The organism is Massilia eburnea (assembly GCF_050709955.1).
Classification (GTDB): domain Bacteria; phylum Pseudomonadota; class Gammaproteobacteria; order Burkholderiales; family Burkholderiaceae_D; genus Rugamonas; species Rugamonas eburnea_A.
In genome coordinates, this window is the sequence record NZ_JBNZFX010000030.1 from 131,348 (window position 1) to 152,667 (window position 21,320).

Here is a 21,320-nt window from a genome sequence, read left to right on the forward strand (position 1 = left end):
CTGGGAGAAGAACATGGGCACCATTACCGGATCCAACGGGAGCGACACGATCACCGGCACCAGCGGGAGTGACATCATCAATAGCGGCAATGGTGATGACGTGGTCAACGGTGGCGGCGGCAGCGACCAGGTCAATGGAGGAGCAGGAAACGACACCTTGATCTATAACGTTTCTGAGAATCTCGGGGGCTCCAAGGATGTGTACACCGGCGGCGCAGGAGTTGATACGGTTCGGATTCTGCTGACATTCGATCAATGGACAGATTCAACCGTACGCTTGGAGTTGGAAAAGTACGTGAAGTTTCTCTCGACCGTCAAAGCGAACCCGCAGGGCGAAGTGTCGAATGGTTCTGCCAGCGACTTCGTGTTCACTTTCGGGACTTCCACACTGACGGTGCAGATGATGGAGAAGCTGGCCGTGTGGGTGCAGCCACAGACCGGTGGTGACTACGTCCAGGTCGATTACCTCACGTCGCTGATTACCGGCAATGCTGCAGGTATGGCCGTAGAGGCCGGGGGCGTAGGCAATTCAAACGCTGGAACCCCGATTGTTAGCGGCGTGCTTTATTCAGACGACTTGAACGGTGCCGACAATCTTTTTCAAGCCGTGAACCCCGGCGCAGCAGCCAACTACGGTTCCTACAGCGTCACATCGAATGGCGTGTGGAAGTACACACTGAACAACGCAGATAGCCGTGTACAGGAACTTAGGGAAAACGAGACTCTGAGCGACACCATCACTGTGCGAACGGCCGATGGGGCAGTCAAAGTTGTGAACATCACGATCATGGGCAGTAATGACGCACCAGTAGTCAGCGCAGCGTTGTCTTCGACAGCGGCCGAGGGCAGCGGGCCGTACACCATGAATCTGCTCGCCGGTGCGAGCGATGCCGATCACGGGGAAACTGGAACACTGAGCGTGGATGGTGTCGGTTACAGCGTCGATGGCGGGGTTGTTTCCAGTACCGCGCCAGCAGGCGTCAGTCTGACTGGAAACACGTTGAGTGTGGACCCGTCGAACGGTTTCTTCAATCAATTGGCTGTGGGTGAACATTCCACTATCGTGGTCAGCTATATGGTGAAGGACGCGAAAGGTGCGACTGTAGCCCAAAGTGCAACGATCACCATTGATGGTACTAACGATGTGCCTGTAGTCAGCGCCGCGCTTTCGTCCGTGAAGGCGGAGGGCAGTGGGCCCTATGCGATGAACCTGCTGGCCGGTGCGAGCGATGCCGATCACGGCGAGACCGCGACGCTGAGTGTGGATAGCGTTAGCTACAGCGTCGATGGTGTGGCGGTCGTCGGCATACCTCAAGGGGTAAGCTTGGCCGGGCATACGCTGAGTGTCGATTCTTCGCACAACGCTTTCAATAGCCTTTCTGTGGGCGAACATACCACCGTTGTGGTCAGCTACAACATCAGGGATGCCCAAGGTGCGACTGTCGCCCAGAGCGCCACGATTACGATCACCGGCACTAACGACGCACCGGTGGTCAGCGCCGCGCTGACGTCGGTGAAAGCCGAGGGCAGTGTTTCATATACGATGAACCTGCTGGCCGGTGCGAGCGATGTCGATCACGGCGAGACCGCGAACTTGAGCGTAGATGGCGTTAGCTACAGCGTCGACGGGGTAGCGGTCGTTGGTGTACCTCCAGGCGTAAGCCTGGCCGATAACATGCTGAGCGTGAATCCGGCACACAGCGCCTTTGATCACTTGGCGGTGGGTGAACATGCCACCATCGTCGTGAATTACAACGTGAAGGACGCGCAAGGTGCGACGGTAGCCCAAAGCGCTACGCTTACGATCAATGGCACTAACGATGTGCCAGTGGTCAGCGCTGCATTGTCCTCGACTGCAGCAGAGGGAACAGGCTCTTATACGATGAATCTGCTGGGTGGCGCCAGCGATGCCGATGATGGCGAGACTGCAACCCTGAGCGTCGCCAATGTCGGCTACAGCGTTGATGGCGGAGGTACTTTCGGTACCGTGCCGGCTGGAGTGAGCCTAGTTGGAAGCACGTTGAGTGTGGATCCTTCGAACACTGCCTTTAACCATTTGGCTGTGGGGGCGCATGCTACCATCGTGGTCAGCTACAACATCAAGGATGCGCAAGGCGCGACCGTGGCCCAGAGCGCGACGATCACGATCAACGGTACCAATGACGCGCCAGTTGTGAGTGGCGTGTTGTCCTCAGAGAAGGATGAGGGCGACGGTTCGTATGACATGAACCTGCTGGCTGGCGCCAGTGATGTGGATAACGGCGAGACTGCGACCCTGAATGTGGTCGATGTCACCTACAGCCTCGATGGCGGCGTGGCGTCCAGTAGCGCACCGGCAGGTGTGAGCCTGGCCGGTAACATGCTGAGCGTGAACCCAGCACACGGCGCCTTCGATCACCTGGCGGTGGGCGAACACGTCACCATCATGGTGAGCTATAACGTCAAGGATGCGCAAGGTGCAATCGTCGCCCAGAGCGCGACGATCACGATCAATGGCACCAATGACGTGCCAGTTGTGAGTGGCGTGTTGTCCTCGGAGAAGGATGAGGGCGACGGTTCGCATGACATGGACCTGCTGGCTGGCGCCAGCGATGTGGATAACGGCGAGACTACGACCTTGAGTGTGGCCGATGTTACCTATAGTGTCGATGGCGGCCCTGGTTCCAGCAGCGCACCAGCAGGCTTAAGCCTGGCCGGTAACACACTGAGCGTGAATCCAGCACATGGTGTCTTCGATCATCTGGCAGTTGGGGAGCATGCCACCATCGTGGTGAGCTATAACGTCAAGGACGCGCAGGATGCGACAGTGGCCCAGAGCGCTACGATTACGATCAATGGCACCAATGATGCGCCAGTTGTGAGTGGTGTGCTGTCCTCGGAGAGGGACGAGGGCGACAGTTCGTATGACATGAATCTGCTGGCTGGTGCCAGCGATGTGGATAACGGCGAGACTGCGACCCTGAGTGTGGCTGATGTCAGCTACAGCCTCGATGGTGGTCCTGGATCCGGTAGCGCACCAGCAGGCGTAAGCCTGGCCGGTAACACACTGAGCGTGAATCCAGCACACAGCGCCTTCGATCACCTGGCGGTGGGGGAATATTCCACCATCGTGGTGAGCTACAACGTCAAGGATGCGCAGGGCGCGACCGTGGCCCAGAGTGCCACGATCACGATCAACGGCACCAATGACGCGCCAGTCGTTAGTGGCGTGTTGTCCTCGGAGAAGGATGAGGGCGACAGTTCGTATGAAATGGACCTGCTGGCTGGCGCCAGCGATGTGGATAAAGGCGAAACTACGACCTTGAGTGTGGCCGATGTTACCTATAGTGTCGATGGCGGCCCTGGTTCCAGCAGTGCATCAGCAGGGGTAAGCCTGGTCGGTAACATGCTGAGCGTGAACCCGGCGCACAGCGCCTTCGATCATCTGGCGGTGGGTGAAAAAGCCATCGTGGTGGTGAGCTACAACGTCAAGGATGCGCAGGGCGCGACCGTGGCTCAGAGCGCGACGATCACGATTAACGGCACCAATGATGTGCCAGTCGTGAGTGGCGTGTTGTCCTCGGAGAAGGATGAGGGGGACGGTTCGTATGACATGAATCTGCTGGCAGGTGCCAGCGACGTGGATAACGGTGAAACCGCGACCCTGAGTGTGGCCGATGTCACCTACAGCGTCGATGGTGTAGCCGCCGCCGGTAATCCTCCAAGTGTAAGCCTAGCCGGTAACACGTTGAGCGTGAATCCGGCACACAGTGCCTTCGATCACTTGGCGGTGGGCGAACATGCCACTATCGTGGTGAGCTACAACGTCAAGGATGCACAAGGTGCGACCGTGGCCCAGAGCGCCACGATCACGATCAATGGCACCAATGACGTGCCAGTTGTGAGTGGAGTTCTGACCTCAGAGAAAGATGAGGGCGACAGTTCGTATGACATGAACCTGTTGGCTGGCGCCAGCGATGTGGATAACGGCGAGACTGCGACCTTGAGTGTGGCCGATGTTACCTATAGTGTCGATGGCGGTCCTGGTTCCAGCAGCGCACCAGCAGGCGTAAGCCTGGCCGGTAACATGCTGAGCGTGAACCCGGCACATGGCGCCTTCGATCATCTGGCAGTGGGCGAACATGCCACCATCGTAGTCAGCTACAACGTCAAGGATGCGCAGGGTGCGACCGTGGCCCAGAGCGCGACGATCACGATCACTGGCACCAATGACGTGCCAGTTGTGAGTGGAGTTCTGACATCAGAGAAAGATGAGGGCGACGGTGCGTATGACATGAACCTGCTGGCTGGCGCCAGTGATGTGGATGACGGCGAGACTGTGACTCTGAGTGTGGCCGATGTTACCTACAGCCTCGATGGCGGTGCTGCGTCCAGTAGCGCTCCAGAAGGTGTCAACCTGGCTGGTAACATGCTGAGCGTGAACTCGGCACATGGCGCCTTCGATCACCTGGCGGTGGGGGAACAATCCACCATCGTGGTTAGCTACAACGTCAAGGATGCGCAAGGTGCGACCGTGGCCCAGAGCGCGACGATCACGATCAATGGCACCAATGACGCGCCAGTTGTGAGTGGAGTTTTGACCTCAGTGAAGGACGAGGGCGACGGTTCGTATGACATGAACCTGTTGGCTGGCGCCAGCGATGTGGATAACGGCGAAACTACGACCTTGAGTGTGGCCGATGTTGCCTCTAGTGTCGATGGCGGCCCTGGTTCCAGCAGTGCACCAGCAGGCGTAAGCCTGGCCGGTAACACACTGAGCGTGAACCCGGTACATGGTGCCTTCGATCATCTGGCAGTGGGCGAGCATGCCACCATCGTGGTGAGCTATAACGTCAAGGATGCGCAGGGCGCGACCGTGGCCCAGAGTGCGACGATCACCATCAACGGTACTAATGACACGCCAGTTGTGAGTGGTGTGCTGTCCTCGGAGGAGGACGAGGGCGACGGTTCGTATTACATGGACCTGCTGGCTGGCGCCAGCGATGTGGATAACGGCGAAACTGCGACCTTGAGCGTGGCCGATGTCATCTACAGCGTCGATGGTGGCCCTGACTCCGGTAGCGCGCCAGCAGGCGTAAGCCTGGCTGGTAACATGCTGAGCGTGAATCCAGTACATGGCGCCTTCGATCACCTGGCGGTGGGTGAACAAGCCACTATCGTGGTGAGCTACAACGTCAAGGATGCACAGGGTGCGACCGTCGCCCAGAGTGCCACGATCACGATCAATGGTACCAACGACATGCCTGTTGTGAGTGGTGTGTTGTCCTCGGAGAAGGAAGAGGGCGACAGTTCGTATGGCTTGAACCTTCTGGCGGGTGCCAGTGATGTGGATAACGGCGAAACCACGACCTTGAGCGTGGCCGATGTTACCTATAGTGTCGATGGCGGCCCTGGTTCCAGCAGCGCACCAGCAGGCGTCAGCCTGGCAGGTAACATGCTGAGCGTGAACCCGGCACACGGCGCCTTCGATCATCTGGCAGTGGGCGAACATGCCACCATCGTAGTCAGCTACAACGTCAAGGATGCGCAAGGTGCAACCGTGGTACAGAGTGCGACGATCACGATCAATGGCACCAACGATGTGCCAGTGGTCAGCGCCGCATTGTCTTCGACTGCAGCAGAGGGAGCTGGCTCCTATACGATGAACCTGCTGGGTGGCGCCAGCGATGCCGATGACGGCGAGACCGCAACCCTGAGTGTCGCCAACGTCGGATACAGCGTCGATGGTGGGGCTGTTTCCGGTACCGCGCCGGCTGGAGTGAGCCTGGTTGGAAGCACGTTAAGCGTGGATCCTTCGAACACTGCCTTCAATCATCTTGCCGTAGGGGCGCATGCTACCGTCGTGGTCAGCTACAACGTCAAGGATGCGCAAGGGGCAACCGTGGCCCAGAGCGCGACGATCACGATCAGCGGCACCAACGATGTGCCAGTGGTCAGCGCCGCATTGTCTTCGACTGCAGCAGAGGGAGCTGGCTCATATACGATGAACCTGCTGGGTGGTGCCAGCGATGCCGATGATGGCGAGACCGCAACGCTAAGTGTCGCCAACGTTGGCTACAGCGTCGATGGCGGGGCTGTTTCCGCTACCGCGCCGGCTGGAGTGAGTCTGGTTGGAAGCACGTTAAGCGTGGATCCTTCGAACACTGCGTTCAATCATCTTGCCGCAGGGGCGCATGCCACCGTCGTGGTCAGCTACAACGTCAAGGATGCGCAAGGGGCAACCGTGGCCCAGAGCGCGACGATCACAATCAACGGCACCAATGACGTGCCAGTGGTCAGCGCTGCATTGACTTCGACGGCAGCCGAGGGAGCTGGCTCTTATGCGATGAATCTGCTGAGCGGTGCCAGCGATGCCGATGATGGCGAGACCGCAACCCTGAGTGTCGCCAACGTCGGCTACAGCGTCGATGGCGGGGCTGTTTCCAGTACCACGCCAGCTGGAGTCAGCCTGGCTGGAAGCACGCTGACTGTGAACCCGGCGAACGGGGCCTTTGATCACCTTGCTGTGGGCGAGAACAGCACCATTGTTGTCAGCTACAACGTCAAGGATGCGCAAGGTGCGACCGTGGCCCAGAGCGCGACGATCACGATCACTGGTACCAACGACGCACCGGTCTTGAACGCTGCTGCATCGCCAGTACTCACCGATGTCATTGAAGATGCCGGAGCACCCGCCGGTGCAGTAGGGACGCTTGTGTCCAGCCTGGTTAACTTGAATCCACCGGTTGGCGGCCTCGATAACGTGACCGATGCGGATAACGGCGCACTCACCGGTATTGCGTTGATCGGCACGAATTCCACCAGCGGGTCATGGTGGTATTCCACCAATGGCGGCACTAACTGGACGGCTGTCGGCACGGTGTCGAATTCGGCTGCATTGCTCTTGTCGGCAGACGCGAACACGCGGCTCTACTTCCAGGGAAATACAGACTTCAACGGCACCGTCAGCGATGGCGTGACTTTCCGCGCCTGGGATCGCACCAGCGGTGCGGCCGGCACAAAGGTCAGCACCACATCCAATGGTGGCAGCTCGGCTTTCTCAACTGCCACCGACACGGCCGCTATCACCGTCGTCGACGATAACTACGCCCCGGTTGCAACAGCCGACCGTGTCATTGTGTCGAGCGGTACTACCGTCACGATTTCGACGAGCGCGTTGCTTGGCAACGATACCGATATCGACGGCGCCGCGTTGACCATTACCAGCGTGGGAACCGCATCAGGAATCACCAACCTCGCGTTGACTGGCACCGGAATCACTTTCAAGAGCGGGAATACGGCTGGCAATTCTGTCGGCAGCTTCCAATACACTGTGTCGGACGGTCGTGGCGGTACTGCGACAGGAACGGTGGCGATCGATGTAAAGGCAGTGAGCAGCAATAGCAGCAATGGTGATACGGTTGATCTCAGCGGGGCCGGCACTTACCAGGCCTCTTACATCGATGCTGACAATGGGCCGGACACGGTGACTGGTGGCGGGGCAGGCGACAACTTCTACGGCGGGTCCGGCAATGCCGTAGACGTGTTGAAGGGATCCGCAGGTAACGACCTTCTTGTCGGTGAGGGGGGCAACGATGACTTGTCCGGTGGCGCCGGCAACGACATTCTGCGCGGCGGCAGTGGCGATGACGTGATGGATGGCGGCGACGGCAGCGAGGATATGCTCGACCTGTCCGACGGCAATGCACTGGCCAATTTCACACTGATACAGAGTTCCAGCGCCAACAGCACCGGCAATGCCGGTGGCCTCGGCATCGATTCCTATAAAAACATGGAAGGCGTAATCGGTAGTTCTTCGAACGATTCCATCAACGGCAGCGCCGGCAACGATATCATCCGCGGTGGTGGGGGCAATGACACGCTCGATGGAAAAGGCGGAAATGACCTGCTCGACTTCTCCGATGGAACTGCGGGAATCACCTTTACGATGGGACTCAATGGTGCCGGTTCGTTCAGCGCAGCAGGCCTTGGCACCGACACGTACACGGGATTTGAAGGAGTAATTGGCACGGCGTTCGCTGATACCTTGACCGGCTCGGCAGCCGCCGATGAACTGCGCGGTGGTGCCGGCAACGATACGATCAGCGGCCTGGCTGGCGACGATCGCATTGTCGGCGGCGCGGGTTCCGATACTCTTACCGGTGGTGCCGACAATGACACTTTCGTCTTCGACACTGCGCCCAACGCGGTCGATTCGATCATGGACTTCAATGCATCGGGATCGTTAGCAAACGGCGACATGATTGAATTGTCGCTTGCGGTATTTGCGGGCATCACGACCCCGGCGGGCAGCGTCCTGTCGTCGTCTGAGTTTGCGACTTCCGCCGGCGGTGGGGTAACGGATGTGTTGGCCGCAGGCGTCAGGGTGATCTACGACACTGTGACCGGCAACCTGTATTACGACTCGGATGGGCAAGGTTCGGGCGGCCGCACGCTGGTGGCGAAGGTGGTACTGGACAATCCGGCCGACACCTTCGATTACAACGACATCAAGCTTGGTTCATGATCTGCTAACCGGATAGGTGATTGTCATGAAACCTCTCTTCCAACTCCTCAAGCGTCCGCTCCTGGTTGTCGCGGGGTTCTCTTTCCTCGTCAACTTGTTGCTGCTGGCCCCAGCGTTCTTCATGCTGCAGGTTTTCGATCGTGTGCTGGCCAGCCAGAGCAAGGAAACTTTGCTGGTGCTGTTGATAGGCATGCTGGTGGCCCTCAGCCTGATGCTGATGCTCGACTACTTGCGCAGCCGGCTGCAGGGCGTGGCTGGCAGCATGATCGCCGAGCATCTGTCTCCCGCGGTCGCCAAGGTCATGCTGGCCACCTCGGCACGTCGCGCGGAACAGGTGCCGTCCGAAGGGCTGCGAGACGTGGCCGCGCTGCGCAGCCTGTTTTCGGCACAAGGCTTGCTGGCGTTGTTCGATACGCCCTGGGCAGTGGTCTACATTGCCGTGATCTGGCTGGCGCACCCGATGCTGGGTGCGGCGGCGGCGGCGGCTTCGGTACTGATGCTGGTGCTGGCCGTGCTCAACGACCGGATTACGCGGCGCGACATCGAGGCGCTGCAAAAAGAGGCCGCCAAGGCAACCCGCTACCTTGAATCGTCGATACATAATGCGGAAGTGGTGCAATCGCTGGGCATGGCGGATGCGCTGCTCGGGCGCTGGCGGGAGCTGAACGCCAGGGTCTCCGCACTGCAGGGGCCAACCGCACGCAAGTCGGTCGCGATGGCCGCCTTCACGCGTATGACACGTCAACTGGTGCAGGTCCTGATGCAGGCGCTGGGCGCCTACCTTGTCATCAGCGGCGAGGGCACGCCCGGCATCCTGGTGGCTACCACGGTTTTGCTGGGACGTGCATTGTCGCCGGTGGAGCAGGTTGTGGGCAGTTGGCGCGTGTTGGCCGAGGCGCGCCTTGGCTTCGGGCGGCTGACTGAATTGCTGGCTGCCGCCGAGCGGCAGCCGGAGCGAATGAAGCTGCCGGCGCCTACCGGCCGCCTGCATGCACACGGTCTGGTGTTTCGCCCGCCGCAAAGCGAGAGAATGGTGTTGGCCGGCGTGTCGCTCTCCCTGGAGGCGGGCGAATCGCTGGCCATTATTGGCGCCAGTGGTGCCGGAAAGTCGACACTGGCTCGCCTGCTCACAGGCCTGTGGGCGCCGAACAATGGCACAGTACGGCTGGACGACGTGGACCTCGCGCAATGGCCGCGTGAAGAACTTGGCCCCTGGCTCGGCTACCTTCCGCAGGATGTGGAACTGTTCGCTGGAACAGTGGCCGACAATATCGCACGCCTGGGCGTCGTCGATTCTGAAAAGGTGGTGCAGGCTGCGCAACGCGCCGGGGTTCACGCGCTCATTCTCTCGCTGCCGCAGGGCTACGACACGCAGGTCGACGGCATGGGGGCCATGCTGTCGCCCGGCCAACGCCAACGCATCGCCTTGGCGCGGGCCCTGTACGGGGAGCCAAAGCTGCTGGTGCTGGACGAACCGAATTCCAACCTCGATGGCGCCGGCGAACTGGCGCTTGCCGACGCTTTGAAGGCACTGAATGGACAGGTCACGGTGATCGTAATCACGCACCGCAGCACCTTGGTCCAGCATATGGACAAGATGCTGGTGCTTGACGCCGGCCGGGTGCAGCACTTCGGCACCGTGGCTGAAGTCATGCAGGCGATGCATCCGGGCCAGGGCAGGGCTGGCGCTCAAGTCGTGGCCATGCCGCGCGTCGCAGAGGGGAGGGCATCATGAATAGCGCATTGCATCAGGCAGCGGCGTTGGATCCCTTGCAGCAGCACGTCCGGGAAGCGCGCAGCCTGTCCTCCTGGGGCCTGGCGGTGGTGCTTGGCGGGCTGTTGCCGGTGGCGGCCTGGATGGCATTCGCCCCCTTGTCTTCGGCTGTAGTGGCGCAAGCGTATGTAAAAGTTGACCTGAACCGGCGGCCGGTACAGCATTCCGAGGGTGGCATGGTGCGCCAGGTGCTGGTGCGCGATGGCCAGAGCGTGAAGCAGGGCGAACCCTTGCTGGTGCTTGGCGACGTGTCGGTCGATGCCGACAAGAACCGGCTGGATTACCGCGTCAAGACCGAGCGTGCCAGCCTGGCGCGGCTCGATGCCGAACAAGGCATGCAGCAATCGCTCAACTTCCCGCCGGAGGTAGTCGAAGCCGCGAAAGCAGATCCGCGCCTGGCCGAGCAGCTTGCCAAGGAGCGCGCACTGTTCGCCGCACGGCGCGACGCCTTGCTTGGGCAGGTGCAGCTGCTGCATTCGCAGCGGGACAAGGTGGCGGAAGAAGTCGTCGCACTGCGCGCACAGATTGCGCAGGCAAGCGAATCAATGAAATTCCAGAAAGTCGACCTGGACACCAACAACAAGTTGCGCAAGGATGGTTTTGTTTCCGCCACCCGCATTTCCCAGATCGAAGGCGCGATTGCCGACTACGGCGTCAAGCTTGAGGAGCGGCGTTCGGAGCTGGCGCGCGCCCAGCAACGCATGCTCGACATCGACCTGCGCGTGAGTGCGCTGCAAGGAGAATACAGGCAGCAGGCGAGCGACCAGCTCAAGGTGGCGACGGCGCGTCTTTCAGAGATTGAGCAGGAACAGCGCAAGTCGGTGGATGCTTCGGTGCGCCAGGTCATTACCGCGCCTGCCAGCGGGGAAGTCATTGGCCTGAAGTATCCGGTGCCCGGAGCGGTGATCCCGCCGCGCGAAACGATTGCCGATATCGTGCCTGACGACACTCGGCTGGTGACGGAAGCGCGGATCCGGCCGGACGACATCAACCGCATCGCACAGGGCCAGCCCGCCGACATCCGCTTCACCGCTTTCAAGTACCGCACCACGCAACTGGTGCGCGGCAAAGTGATTTACATCTCCGCCGATCGCCTGGTCGACCGCGCTAGCGAGGCTCCTTATTATTCGGTACTGGTGGAGGCCGACCCGGCATCCCTGGCCAAGGCGGGCGATCTCAAACTGCTGGCCGGGATGCCGGCGGAAGTCTTTATCGAAGGGGAGAAGCGCACGCCGCTGCAATACCTGCTCGAGCCGGTCACGCAGGTGCTGCGCCACGCGGGGCGTGAACGTTGAAAAACGAAAAACCCGCAGTGCATCGCGTGCAGTGCGGGTTTTCGCTGAATCCTTTGGTGGTGATAGGTGGACTTGAACCACCGACCCTAGCATTATGAATGCTATGCTCTAACCAACTGAGCTATATCACCGCAAGGCCAGCATTATCGGTGCCAGCCGATGATCTGTCAAGGACTGATTACGCTGTAGTTATTTTTGCAAGCACTTGCTGTTGCAATTGCTGGCTGGCGTCCGGGGCGCAGCAGTCGACCACGATGCGCTCCGGCATGGAGCGCAGCCAGGTTAGCTGGCGCTTACATAGCTGGCGGGTGGCGATGATGCCGGTTTCGCGCATGGCCGCATAGTCGATGGTACCGTCCAGGTATTCCCAGGCTTGGCGATAACCCACGCAGCGGATCGACGGCAGCCCAAGATGCAGGTCGCCGCGCGCGCGCAGGGCTTTCACTTCATCGAGGAAGCCGCCATCGAGCATGATGTCGAAACGGCGCGCAATCCGTTCGTGCAGCCAGGCGCGGTCCGATGGTTCAAGCGCGAACGAGACCAGGTCGAAGGGCAGTTCTTCCTTCTCGCGGCGGGACAGCAGCTCGGACATCGGCTTGCCGCACAGGGCGTGGATTTCCAGCGCGCGCTGGACGCGTTGGGAGTCGTTCGGCTTAAGGCGGGCGGCGGTTTCGGGATCGACTTGCGCCAGGCGCGCGTGCATGGCGGGCCAGCCGATGCGCGCCGCTTCCTGGTCCAGTTGCGCGCGCAAGGCGGCGTCGGCGCCGGGCAGGTCGTCCAGGCCGTCGGCCAGGCCTTTGTAATACAGCATGGTGCCGCCAACCAGCAGGGGGACTTTGCCGCGTGCACAGATCTCAGCGACCAGGCGCAGCGTATCAGTGCGGAACTGGGCCACCGAATAGGAGTCCAGCGGGTCGATGATGTCGATCAGGTGATGCGGCACGGCGGCCAGTTCTTCTTTTGAAGGCTTGGCGGTACCGATGTCCATGCCGCGATAGACCAATGCGGAATCGACCGAGATGATCTCGCATGGCACCTGCTGTGCGATGGCCAGCGCGGCGGCAGTCTTGCCTGACGCGGTCGGCCCCATGATGGCGACCGCCAGCGGACGCTTGTTTGACTGCTCGTTCATTATTTGTTACTGCCCGCGCAGGAAAAGTTTATCCAGCGCGTTGATATCGATCTGTACCCACGTCGGGCGGCCATGGTTGCACTGGTCGGCGCGCTCGGTGGCTTCCATATGACGCAGCAGGGCGTTCATCTCCGGCACAGCCAGGATGCGGTTGGCGCGCACGGCGGTATGGCAGGCCAGGGTGCCGAGCAGTTCGTTGCGGCGCTCGATCAGCACGCGCGAGCCGCCGTATTCACGAACGTCGCGGATCACGTCGCGCGCCAGGGTCTGGGCGTCGGCGTTCTTCAGCAAGGCTGGGACGGCGCGCACTGCCAGCGTGGTGGGCGACATCACTGCGATGTCGAAGCCCAGCGTTTTCAGGGTGTCGCCATGTTCCTGCGCGGTGCCCACTTCCACTGCGTCGGCGTAGAACGTGACGGGGATCAGCAGGTTCTGCACCGACATTTCGGTGCCGTCGATCTGGGCGTCCAGCGCGTTCTTCAGCTGTTCGTACAGGATGCGCTCATGCGCGGCGTGCATGTCGACCAGCACCAGGCCTTTGCTGTTCTGGGCCAGGATGTAGATGCCATGCAGTTGCGCCAATGCGAAGCCGAGCGGGAACTCTTCGCCGGCCATCTGCGCCGAAGAAGCGGTCATCGGAGTGGCCTGAGGCAGCGTGTAGTCGGCGGAAGCGCGGAAGCCATTGCCGCCGTCCGCAGCCGTCGCACCCGGAGCAAAATTGTCGCGCGGGTCGTTCGACCACAAGGCGCCGTAGCGCTGCGTGCTCTGGGCGACGCCGCTGTTGCCCGCAGCGCCGAATGGCGAGGGCGAGAAGGTTGGGCGATACTCCGGATTCAGGATCGAGCCGAAGCTGGTCTGCTCCTGCGGGCGCCAGATGGGGCCCGATGCCTGCAGGTTGTCGGCGGCCGGCAGCGGCGAAGGAACGCTGCCGTGCGAGGTGGCCGAGGTTGCTGCCAGTGCGCGCTGCACGGCGTGGAATACGAACTGGTGCACCGCACGGCCATCGCGGAAGCGCACTTCGATTTTTGACGGATGCACGTTGACGTCCACCAATGCCGGGTCGAGGTCGAGTGCCAGCACATAGGATGGATAGCGGTCGCCATGCAGCACATCTTCATACGCGGCGCGCACGGCGTGCACCAGCAGCTTGTCGCGCACGAAGCGGCCGTTGACGTAGAAGTATTGGCTGTCGGCGCGGCCCTTGGAGGCGGTCGGCAAGCCGGCGAAACCATGGATGCGCAGCACACCGGAGCCTTCGTCCAGCGCCAGGCGCGCCTCTTCGAAATTGCTGCCCAGGATCTGGGCGCTGCGCTTGGCCATGTCGCTGACCATCCAGTGCTCGACGGTCTTGCCGTTGTGGCTCAGCGAGAACGATACGTCAGGACGCGCCAATGCGATGCGGCGCACCACTTCCGCGCAATGGCCGTATTCGGTCTGCTCGGACTTCAGGAATTTGCGGCGCGCGGGAGTATTGAAATACAGGTCGCGCACGTCGATCGTGGTACCGGGCGCGCCGGAGGAGGGCACTACAGTGCCTTGGTGCGAGCCTTCCAGTTCCCAGGCATGGGCGCCGTCGGCGGTGCGCGAGGTCAGGGTGACGGCCGCCACGGAGGCGATCGAAGCCAGGGCCTCGCCGCGGAAACCGAGGGTGCCAACGTTTTCCAGGTCGTCCAGCGAAGCGATTTTCGAGGTCGCATGGCGCGCCAGGGCCAATGGCATCTGGTCGGGCGGAATGCCGCGGCCGTTGTCAGTAATGCAAATGCGTTTGACGCCGCCTTCCTCCAGCCGCACGGTGACCTGGGTCGAACCGGCGTCCAGGGCGTTTTCCAGCAGTTCTTTGACAACAGCCGATGGACGTTCCACCACCTCGCCGGCGGCGATCTGGGAAATCAGTTGATCTGGAAGGGCCCGGATCGGGCGTGGTGGGCTTGGCGCGTTCATTGCCACATTATAATGTCCACCTTGGGGTCAGGAACAAAAGTGGACATTTTCCTTATTTCACTTCGCGTACCGGGATGGGGACGTTACACAGGTCCACATGACCGGCGGCATACTTGGTCCACGGCCCGCCGCGGTTGCGCTGCGCTTCGATCACGGACTTGAAGCTGGCCGACTCGGTGCGCATCACTTCAAACTTCGAGCGTTCCGCCTCCGGCACATCGGCTGCCAGCTTGACCGACTTGATCGGCACCCACTGTTCCTCTTTCTCGAACATGCCCATCGGCGCCGGGCCGCGCGGCAGCACGGACAGCAGCGGCATGCCGCTGACAATGCGCCCCACCACCGTGATATTGCGGTCCAGGTGGCGCGGCGAGTTGCCGATCACGGTATACAAAGTGCCGCCGTTGCCGCTATCTGACTCATTGCCGCGTGCTACGCCAACCATGCCATAGCAATGCGCCAGCCAGGTCTGGCCGGTTTTTGGGTCGCGAGCGGAAGGGAAGCCGTTGGAGTGCCCCACCTGCGGCGCATAGCCGTCCTTGTCCGGCAGGCGGGTGAACTGGTTGTCGTTCTTCATCGGTACGGTGAATTCCTGTTCCAGCTTGGCCTTGGCCGTTCCGATCGCCTTTGGCTTGTCGTCGCGTGGATCGCCCCACTGCACCACGAAGTTGTCCTGCGTGCGATAGATCCACAGGCCGTCCCAGTAGCCTTCTTTGGCCATGGTGCGGATATTGGCAGCGTGGTTCGGCGCAAAAGCGGGGGCCAGCTCGATGATCACGCGGCCGGTTGGCAGGTCCATGTACAGGGTGTTGGCCGGATCCAGCTGGCGCCAATCGGCTTGCGGCGCTGCCTTGACGATGTCGCCGACAGACGGCTTGGGCGGCAATTCTTTGATGGGCGCGGCGATGGCGGCCAGGGGTAGGGCCAACGCGAGGGCGGCGGGCATGTAAGACTTCACTAACGTCTCCTTTGTGGGGTTCTAAGCAGGATCTAAGATGCCGGGGAATTTTAGCCTGTAAGATGGACAGTTTGGTATTATTCCCGCCGCAACCTTTTGGGACATTAATAAATGGATTTCGTTCAATTGCTGGACATGCTGGTCCACGTAGACCGTGCAATGGGTACCCTGATCGCACAATATGGCGTGTATGTCTATGCACTGCTGTTTGCCATCGTCTTCTGCGAGACCGGCCTGGTGGTACTGTTCTTCTTCCCTGGCGACACGCTGCTGTTCATTGCCGGCGCCTTCTGCGCCACCGGCGAAATGCACCTCGGCCTGCTGATGTTCCTGTTGGCGACTGCCGCAATTTTGGGCAATACGACCAACTATTGGATCGGCGAGGCGATCGGCCAGCGCGTGTTTACCCATGATTACCGGTGGATCAACAAGGATGCACTGAAACGCACCCACGAATTCTTCGAAAAGCACGGTGGCAAGACCATCATCCTGGCGCGTTTCGTGCCGGTGGTTCGGACTTTTGCACCGTTCGTGGCCGGGGTGTCGGACATGACCCATGGCCGCTTCCAGCTGTTTAACATCGTCGGCGCCGTGGCCTGGGTGGTGTCGCTCTGCGTGGCTGGTTATATCTTCGGCAATACCCCCTGGGTGCGCGACCACCTGAGCGCCATCGTGCTGGTCGGCGTCAGCGCGGCCGTGGTGCCGATGGCACTGGGCGGCGCCTGGAAACTGGGCCGCCGCATGCTGGGGCGTTAAGCCGCTCTCAAGTTTTCCCGCAGCGCAACCGTTAACCGGAGTAACAGTCTCTCCTCCGGATTTAACATGCGTAACTTGATCGCCCTGTCAGCCTGTTGTCTTGTCATCGGGACAGCAGGCGCCGCCGATCCCGCCTCCATACCGTCGAAAGGCGTGCCGAGTATTCGCCCGAACCTGGCCGCTGCCGCTGCGGCCGACAAGGCGCATATCGAGAAGGAGGCCAATTCGGCCGCTGGCCCGAAGTACGTTCCTCCCGTGCGTAAGAATTCGGCCGCATCTGCCGCTGCCCAGCGCGAGGAAGAAGCGCGCGCTGAAGCCGAGCTGTCGGAAAAGATCGCCCAGCGCCTGGCCGAAATGCGCGCCAACCAGGCCGCCCGCATTGCTTCTGCCGAGAAGGCACGCAAGCAGAAAGCCGTCAAGGCCGCGGCCGCGGAAGTTGCCGCCAAGGCCCCGCCGCCGCGCATGTACGGTACCCATTGGACTTACGAAGGCGAATCCGGTCCGGCCAACTGGTCCAGGATCAATTCGGACTGGGCGAAATGCTCGACCGGCAGCCGCCAGTCACCGATCGATATCCGCGACGGCATGAAGGTGGACCTGGAACAGATTTCCTTCGATTACCGTCCTTCCGGCTTCAATGTGACCGATAACGGCCATACCGTGCAGGTGATGGTCGGCCCGGGCAATTACCTGAGCGTTGCCGGCCGCACCTACGAGCTGCAGCAGTTCCACTTCCATCGCCCGGCCGAAGAGCGTGTCAACGGCAAGGGTTTCGAAATGGTGGTGCACCTGGTGCACAAGGATCCGGAAGGCAGGCTGGCGGTGCTGGCGCTGCTGCTGGAACGCGGCAAGCCGCAACCGACCATCCAGACCGTCTGGAACAACCTGCCGCTGGAAAAAGGCGACACCGCCACGCCGAGCATCGTGCTGGACCCGAACGACATGCTGCCGCAGCGCCGCGACTACTACACGTTCATGGGTTCGCTGACCACGCCGCCCTGCACCGAAGGGGTGCTGTGGCTGGTGATGAAGGAGCCGGTGCAGGCCTCGCCGGCGCAACTGGCCTTGTTCAGTCGCCTGTATCCATTTAATGCGCGTCCGATCCAGGCCAGTTCCGGCCGTATGATCAAGGAATCAAACTGATGGTGTGTAGGCCGCTCCATTCGGCACCGGCCTGCAGCACCTGCTGGTCCACCCGGGCCGGTTCAATGCAGACGAAGCGGCGGTAGTCGCTGTCGTCCATGTCGGCGGTGGCCGCTGCGCCTTGCGCTCCCGGATTCCAGACCACCCATTCAGAAAAGCCCTGCTGTTCCAGTTGCAGCTTGCCGGCGCCGGTATCCAGGCGCAGCTGCGGCGTGGCCGGGCGGATATCGTCCAGCGCGCCGCTGAACGGCATGCCGTCCACATTTGCCTGGTCGAATTCCGTTACCGCGAAATATGTGTGCAATGCGCCGGCCCAGCTGAAGCCCTGCTGGCCGGTGTTGCGTACGGTGTAGCGGATGGCCAGGGCATCGGCCTTCAATTCGAAGCGCAGGCGCAACTCGAACGCGTGCGGCCAGGATTGGAAATGGTTGCGTGGCAGGTCGTCTTGCGCCAGTGCCAGCTCGGCCCAGTCATTGGCCTGCTCGACGATGCGCCAGGTGGAAGTGCGGGCGAAGCCGTGGCGCAGGCCGTCCCCGCGCGTGGCGAACTGCGGGAAGATCACCGGCACGCCGCCGCGCACGGCAGCGCTGCCGTCGAGCGCTGATCGCTGGCTCAGGAACAGGCGTTCCTTGCCGTCCGCAGTCTTCCACGACATCAAATGTGCGCCGAACAGAGAAATGGTGGCTTCGGCGCCTTCGGGTGTGGAGATGCGAACTTCGTTCATGCGCTTTCCTTATGTGAGCCGGTTCTTCGAGAGCGGCGGGTTCTTGGCAAAATAACGGCGGATGCCTTTGACGATGGCATCCGCGATCTGGTCCTGGTATTCGTCGTCCAGCAGGCGCGCCTCTTCTTCCGGATTGGAGATGAAGGCGGTTTCGATCAGGATCGACGGGATGTCGGGGGCTTTCAGCACGGCGAAGCCGGCCTGCTCGACCGAACCCTTGTGCAGCTTGTTGATGCCGCCGATTTCGCCCAGCACTGCCTTGCCGACCTTCATGCTGTCGTTGATCTGGGCGGTGGTGGAGAGGTCGAACAGCACGCTTGCCAGCTGCGGGTCGTGGCCCTTGGCATTGGCGCCGCCAATCAGGTCGGCCTGGTTTTCCTTGTCGGCCAGCCAGCGCGCGGCGGACGAAGTCGCGCCTTTTTCCGACAGGACGAAAACGGAGGAGCCGCGGGCGCTGGTTTTCACGAAAGCGTCGGCGTGGATCGAGACGAACAGGTCGGCATCGACCTTGCGGGCCTTCTCCACACGCTTGCCGAGCGGGACGAAGTAGTCGCCATCGCGGGTGAGCATGACGCGCATGTTGGGATGGTCTTCGATCTTGTCTTTCAGGCGCTTGGCGATTGCCAGCACGATGTCTTTTTCGCGGCTGCCGCGAGCGCCCATTGCCCCGGGGTCCTCGCCGCCGTGACCAGGGTCGAGGGCGATGGTGAGCATGCGCACCATTTTTTCCTGCCCGGACTTCTGGCCCGGCTTGTGGTGCGCGGGCGCCGGGTCCGGCTCGCCGGCGCCTGGCTTGCCGGATTGGGTGGCGATTGCCGGCGATTGGCCGGGGGCATTGGCGCCGGTGCTCGGAGCGGACGCGGCTGCGCCGGCCTGGCCGGGTGGCGTGGCGGCCGCCGTGGACTGGCTCGCAGCGCCTTGGGCGTTGCTGCTTGCGCCGCCCTGGCTGGCCAGGGCTGGCTGCCCCGTCGCGGGGGCGGCGCCGTCGGCAGGCTTGTCATCCTGCGACCATTCGCCCTTTTCGATCAGCGCCGCGATCGGGTCGGCCGCCTTGACCGGATAAAGGTCGAAAATCAGGCGATGCTTGTAAGTGCCGACCGGCTCCAGCGTGAATACCTGCGGCGTGACCTTCTCTTTCAGGTCGAACACCAGCCGCACCACATTCGGGCGGTTCTGGCCGACCCGCACCTCCTTGATATACGGATCGTTCGACTCGATCTTGGCGACCAGGCTTTTCAGCGTGGAGTTCAGCACCAGGCCTTCAATGTCGACCACCAGCCGGTCCGGGTCCGGCACCAGGAAGTGCTTGACCTTGAGGTCAGTGTCGTTTTCCAGCGTGACGCGCGTGTAATCCTCCGCCGGCCACACGCGCACGGCCAGGATCTGCGCAGCTTGCGCAGTCATGGGGGCGAGCACGGACAGCAGCAGTGTGCCGCCGGCTTTGAGCACCGTGCGGCGACTTACAGGTTTGGAGCGAATTGGAGGCGTTGCAGGCATGACGTACCAAGAGCGGAAGACGGCTGCAATTCTACATCACGTCCGGACCCCGCTACAGAGAGGAAAACATGAAGATCCGGCGGCGGCAGCACGCCATCCGCCTTCTCCGGCCATTCCACGATGCAAACGTTCTCGCGATTGAACTCTTCGCGGAAGCCGGCGTCGAGGAATTCCTCCGGACTGCCCATGCGGTACAGGTCGAAATGCACCACGTTGGCAAGCTTGCCGTCGACCTTCACGCGGTAGGGCTCGGACAAGGTATATGTCGGGCTTTTCACCGGTCCCACATGGCCGGCTGCATGCAGCAGCGCGCGGGTCAGCGCAGTCTTGCCGGCGCCCAGGTCGCCGTGCAGGTAGATCGCCATGCCGGGCAGCAGGGCGCGCGACAGCGCAGCGCCTAGCGCCGCGGTACCGGCTTCGTCGTGCAGATGAGATTTAAAGTGCAGCATCGAATAAAATGATGGTTTGGATTTCCCCGCATTGTAAGGCCGTGTCACTCTCCCAAGCCAATTTAGACGAATTAGCCAGCCGCATCAAGGCGTGGGGGCTGGCGCTCGGCTTCGCGGAGGTGCGAATCGCCGATATCGACCTGTCGGCCGCCGAGGCGGGGCTGCAAGCCTGGCTGGATGCCGGCATGCACGGCGATATGGACTATATGGCAAGCCATGGCATGAAACGCGCGCGTCCGGCGGAGCTGGTGCCGGGCACGGTGCGGGTGATCACGGCGCGCATGAATTACCTGCCCGGCACGGTGGACGAGGGCTGGCGCGAACGCGAGACGGCACGCCTGTCCGATCCGACCCAGGCTGTGATCTCGGTGTATGCCCGTGGGCGCGATTACCACAAGGTGCTGCGCGCGCGGTTGCAGCAGCTGGCCGACAAGGTCAGCGCGGCCGTCGGCGAGTTCGGTTATCGCGTGTTCACCGATTCGGCGCCGGTGATGGAGCTGCCGCTGGCGGAAAAGTCGGGGCTGGGCTGGCGCGGCAAGCATACCTTGCTGATCAACCGCAGCGCGGGCTCCATGTTCTTCATGGGTGAAATCCTGGTCGACTTGCCGCTGCCGGTCGATGAACCGACCGGCGCGCACTGCGGCCAATGCACGGCCTGCATCGACATCTGCCCGACCCAGGCCATCCTAGGGCCGGGCAAGCTGGATGCGAGGCGCTGCATTTCCTACCTGACTATCGAGCTCAAAAGCGCCATCCCGGAAGAACTGCGTCCTTTGCTGGGCAACCGCGTCTACGGCTGCGACGATTGCCAGACAGTCTGCCCCTGGAACAAGTTCGCCCAGCGCGCCACGCTGCCGGACTTCGACGAGCGCCATGCCCTGGGCAGCGCCGGCATGATCGAGCTGTTTGCCTGGACCGAAGAAGAATTCAACCGCCGCATGGAGGGCAGCCCGATCCGCCGCATCGGCCATGAACGCTGGCTGCGCAACCTGGCGGTTGGCCTGGGCAACGCGGCGCGCATGGGCGCCAAGGGCGATCCGGCCATCCTGGCCGCGTTGCAGGCGCGCCGCGAGCACCCGTCGGAGCTGGTGCGGGAACACGTGGAATGGGCCATTCGTCAACACCAGTAGGGCATAATTGGCCTG

Annotated in this window: 12 protein-coding genes and 1 tRNA gene; 6 read left to right on the forward strand and 7 right to left on the reverse strand. The window is 61.8% G+C overall.

Features of this window, described 5'->3' with window-relative positions; translation table 11 throughout:
• Positions 1–13 precede the first annotated feature (13 nt).
• From ACQ4MM_RS16280 to ACQ4MM_RS16290, 3 genes are read left to right on the forward strand one after another with little or no spacing between them, the layout of a single operon-like run.
• The gene (locus tag ACQ4MM_RS16280) at positions 14–8,506 is read left to right on the forward strand and encodes a beta strand repeat-containing protein (protein WP_431478321.1); all 8,493 of its coding nucleotides are present in this window, start codon (positions 14–16) and stop codon (positions 8,504–8,506) included.
• 25 nt (positions 8,507–8,531) lie between these two features.
• Positions 8,532–10,241, forward strand: a complete 1,710-nt coding sequence (locus ACQ4MM_RS16285) for a type I secretion system permease/ATPase (RefSeq protein WP_431478322.1) — start codon at positions 8,532–8,534, stop codon at positions 10,239–10,241.
• Positions 10,238–11,575 carry an HlyD family type I secretion periplasmic adaptor subunit gene (locus tag ACQ4MM_RS16290; RefSeq protein ID WP_431478323.1) on the forward strand — a complete coding sequence of 446 codons (1,338 nt, stop codon included), beginning with the start codon at positions 10,238–10,240 and terminating at the stop codon, positions 11,573–11,575. Before ACQ4MM_RS16285 ends, ACQ4MM_RS16290 begins: the two co-directional genes overlap by 4 nt.
• 54 nt (positions 11,576–11,629) lie before the next feature.
• Here ACQ4MM_RS16290 and ACQ4MM_RS16295 read toward each other — a convergent pair.
• From ACQ4MM_RS16295 to ACQ4MM_RS16310, 4 genes are all read right to left on the reverse strand, one after another.
• A tRNA-Met gene (locus ACQ4MM_RS16295) sits at positions 11,630–11,706 on the reverse strand.
• Positions 11,707–11,753: 47 nt separating this feature from the next.
• A complete protein-coding gene (gene miaA / locus ACQ4MM_RS16300; RefSeq protein WP_431478324.1) occupies positions 11,754–12,707 on the reverse strand; it encodes a tRNA (adenosine(37)-N6)-dimethylallyltransferase MiaA in 954 nt (317 codons plus the stop codon).
• A gap of 6 nt (positions 12,708–12,713) precedes the next feature.
• Positions 12,714–14,648, reverse strand: a complete 1,935-nt coding sequence (mutL, locus tag ACQ4MM_RS16305) for a DNA mismatch repair endonuclease MutL (RefSeq protein ID WP_431478325.1) — start codon at positions 14,646–14,648, stop codon at positions 12,714–12,716.
• A gap of 52 nt (positions 14,649–14,700) precedes the next feature.
• Positions 14,701–15,606, reverse strand: coding sequence for a peptidylprolyl isomerase (locus ACQ4MM_RS16310; RefSeq protein WP_431478326.1), 906 nt, complete (start codon positions 15,604–15,606; stop codon positions 14,701–14,703).
• A 111-nt stretch (positions 15,607–15,717) separates the two neighbouring features.
• Between ACQ4MM_RS16310 and ACQ4MM_RS16315 the strand changes: the two genes are divergently transcribed.
• Both ACQ4MM_RS16315 and ACQ4MM_RS16320 read left to right on the forward strand, forming a co-directional pair.
• Positions 15,718–16,362: a VTT domain-containing protein gene (locus ACQ4MM_RS16315; RefSeq protein ID WP_431478327.1), complete on the forward strand. Its 645-nt coding sequence runs from the start codon at positions 15,718–15,720 to the stop codon at positions 16,360–16,362.
• A gap of 66 nt (positions 16,363–16,428) precedes the next feature.
• A complete protein-coding gene (locus ACQ4MM_RS16320; protein ID WP_431478328.1) occupies positions 16,429–17,505 on the forward strand; it encodes a carbonic anhydrase in 1,077 nt (358 codons plus the stop codon).
• Here the strand turns inward: ACQ4MM_RS16320 and ACQ4MM_RS16325 are convergent.
• The 3 genes from ACQ4MM_RS16325 to tsaE are packed head-to-tail and all read right to left on the reverse strand — an operon-like array spanning position 17,489 to position 20,175.
• The gene (locus tag ACQ4MM_RS16325) at positions 17,489–18,229 is read right to left on the reverse strand and encodes a D-hexose-6-phosphate mutarotase (protein WP_431478329.1); all 741 of its coding nucleotides are present in this window, start codon (positions 18,227–18,229) and stop codon (positions 17,489–17,491) included. The genes ACQ4MM_RS16320 and ACQ4MM_RS16325 overlap by 17 nt on opposite strands.
• Positions 18,230–18,238: 9 nt before the next feature.
• Complete coding sequence (locus tag ACQ4MM_RS16330) at positions 18,239–19,726, reverse strand: N-acetylmuramoyl-L-alanine amidase (RefSeq protein ID WP_431478330.1); 1,488 nt, start codon at positions 19,724–19,726, stop codon at positions 18,239–18,241.
• Complete coding sequence (gene tsaE, locus ACQ4MM_RS16335) at positions 19,690–20,175, reverse strand: tRNA (adenosine(37)-N6)-threonylcarbamoyltransferase complex ATPase subunit type 1 TsaE (RefSeq protein WP_431478331.1); 486 nt, start codon at positions 20,173–20,175, stop codon at positions 19,690–19,692. Before tsaE ends, ACQ4MM_RS16330 begins: the two co-directional genes overlap by 37 nt.
• A gap of 41 nt (positions 20,176–20,216) precedes the next feature.
• On the opposite strand from tsaE, the gene queG reads away from it, so the two are divergent.
• Positions 20,217–21,305 (forward strand): tRNA epoxyqueuosine(34) reductase QueG, encoded by a 1,089-nt coding sequence (queG, locus tag ACQ4MM_RS16340; protein WP_431478332.1) that lies wholly within the window; start codon positions 20,217–20,219, stop codon positions 21,303–21,305.
• Positions 21,306–21,320 lie beyond the last annotated feature (15 nt).

What these genes read in the sequence shown, in the direction of transcription:
- tsaE (WP_431478331.1), bottom strand. Translation starts at nt 20,175, where the DNA reads ATGCTGCACTTTAAATCTCATCTGCACGACGAAGCCGGTACCGCGGCG.
- miaA (WP_431478324.1), bottom strand. Translation starts at nt 12,707, where the DNA reads ATGAACGAGCAGTCAAACAAGCGTCCGCTGGCGGTCGCCATCATGGGG.
- ACQ4MM_RS16325 (WP_431478329.1), bottom strand. Translation starts at nt 18,229, where the DNA reads ATGAACGAAGTTCGCATCTCCACACCCGAAGGCGCCGAAGCCACCATT.
- ACQ4MM_RS16290 (WP_431478323.1), top strand. Translation starts at nt 10,238, where the DNA reads ATGAATAGCGCATTGCATCAGGCAGCGGCGTTGGATCCCTTGCAGCAG.
- ACQ4MM_RS16320 (WP_431478328.1), top strand. Translation starts at nt 16,429, where the DNA reads ATGCGTAACTTGATCGCCCTGTCAGCCTGTTGTCTTGTCATCGGGACA.
- ACQ4MM_RS16330 (WP_431478330.1), bottom strand. Translation starts at nt 19,726, where the DNA reads ATGCCTGCAACGCCTCCAATTCGCTCCAAACCTGTAAGTCGCCGCACG.
- ACQ4MM_RS16315 (WP_431478327.1), top strand. Translation starts at nt 15,718, where the DNA reads ATGGATTTCGTTCAATTGCTGGACATGCTGGTCCACGTAGACCGTGCA.
- ACQ4MM_RS16280 (WP_431478321.1), top strand. Translation starts at nt 14, where the DNA reads ATGGGCACCATTACCGGATCCAACGGGAGCGACACGATCACCGGCACC.
- mutL (WP_431478325.1), bottom strand. Translation starts at nt 14,648, where the DNA reads ATGAACGCGCCAAGCCCACCACGCCCGATCCGGGCCCTTCCAGATCAA.
- ACQ4MM_RS16285 (WP_431478322.1), top strand. Translation starts at nt 8,532, where the DNA reads ATGAAACCTCTCTTCCAACTCCTCAAGCGTCCGCTCCTGGTTGTCGCG.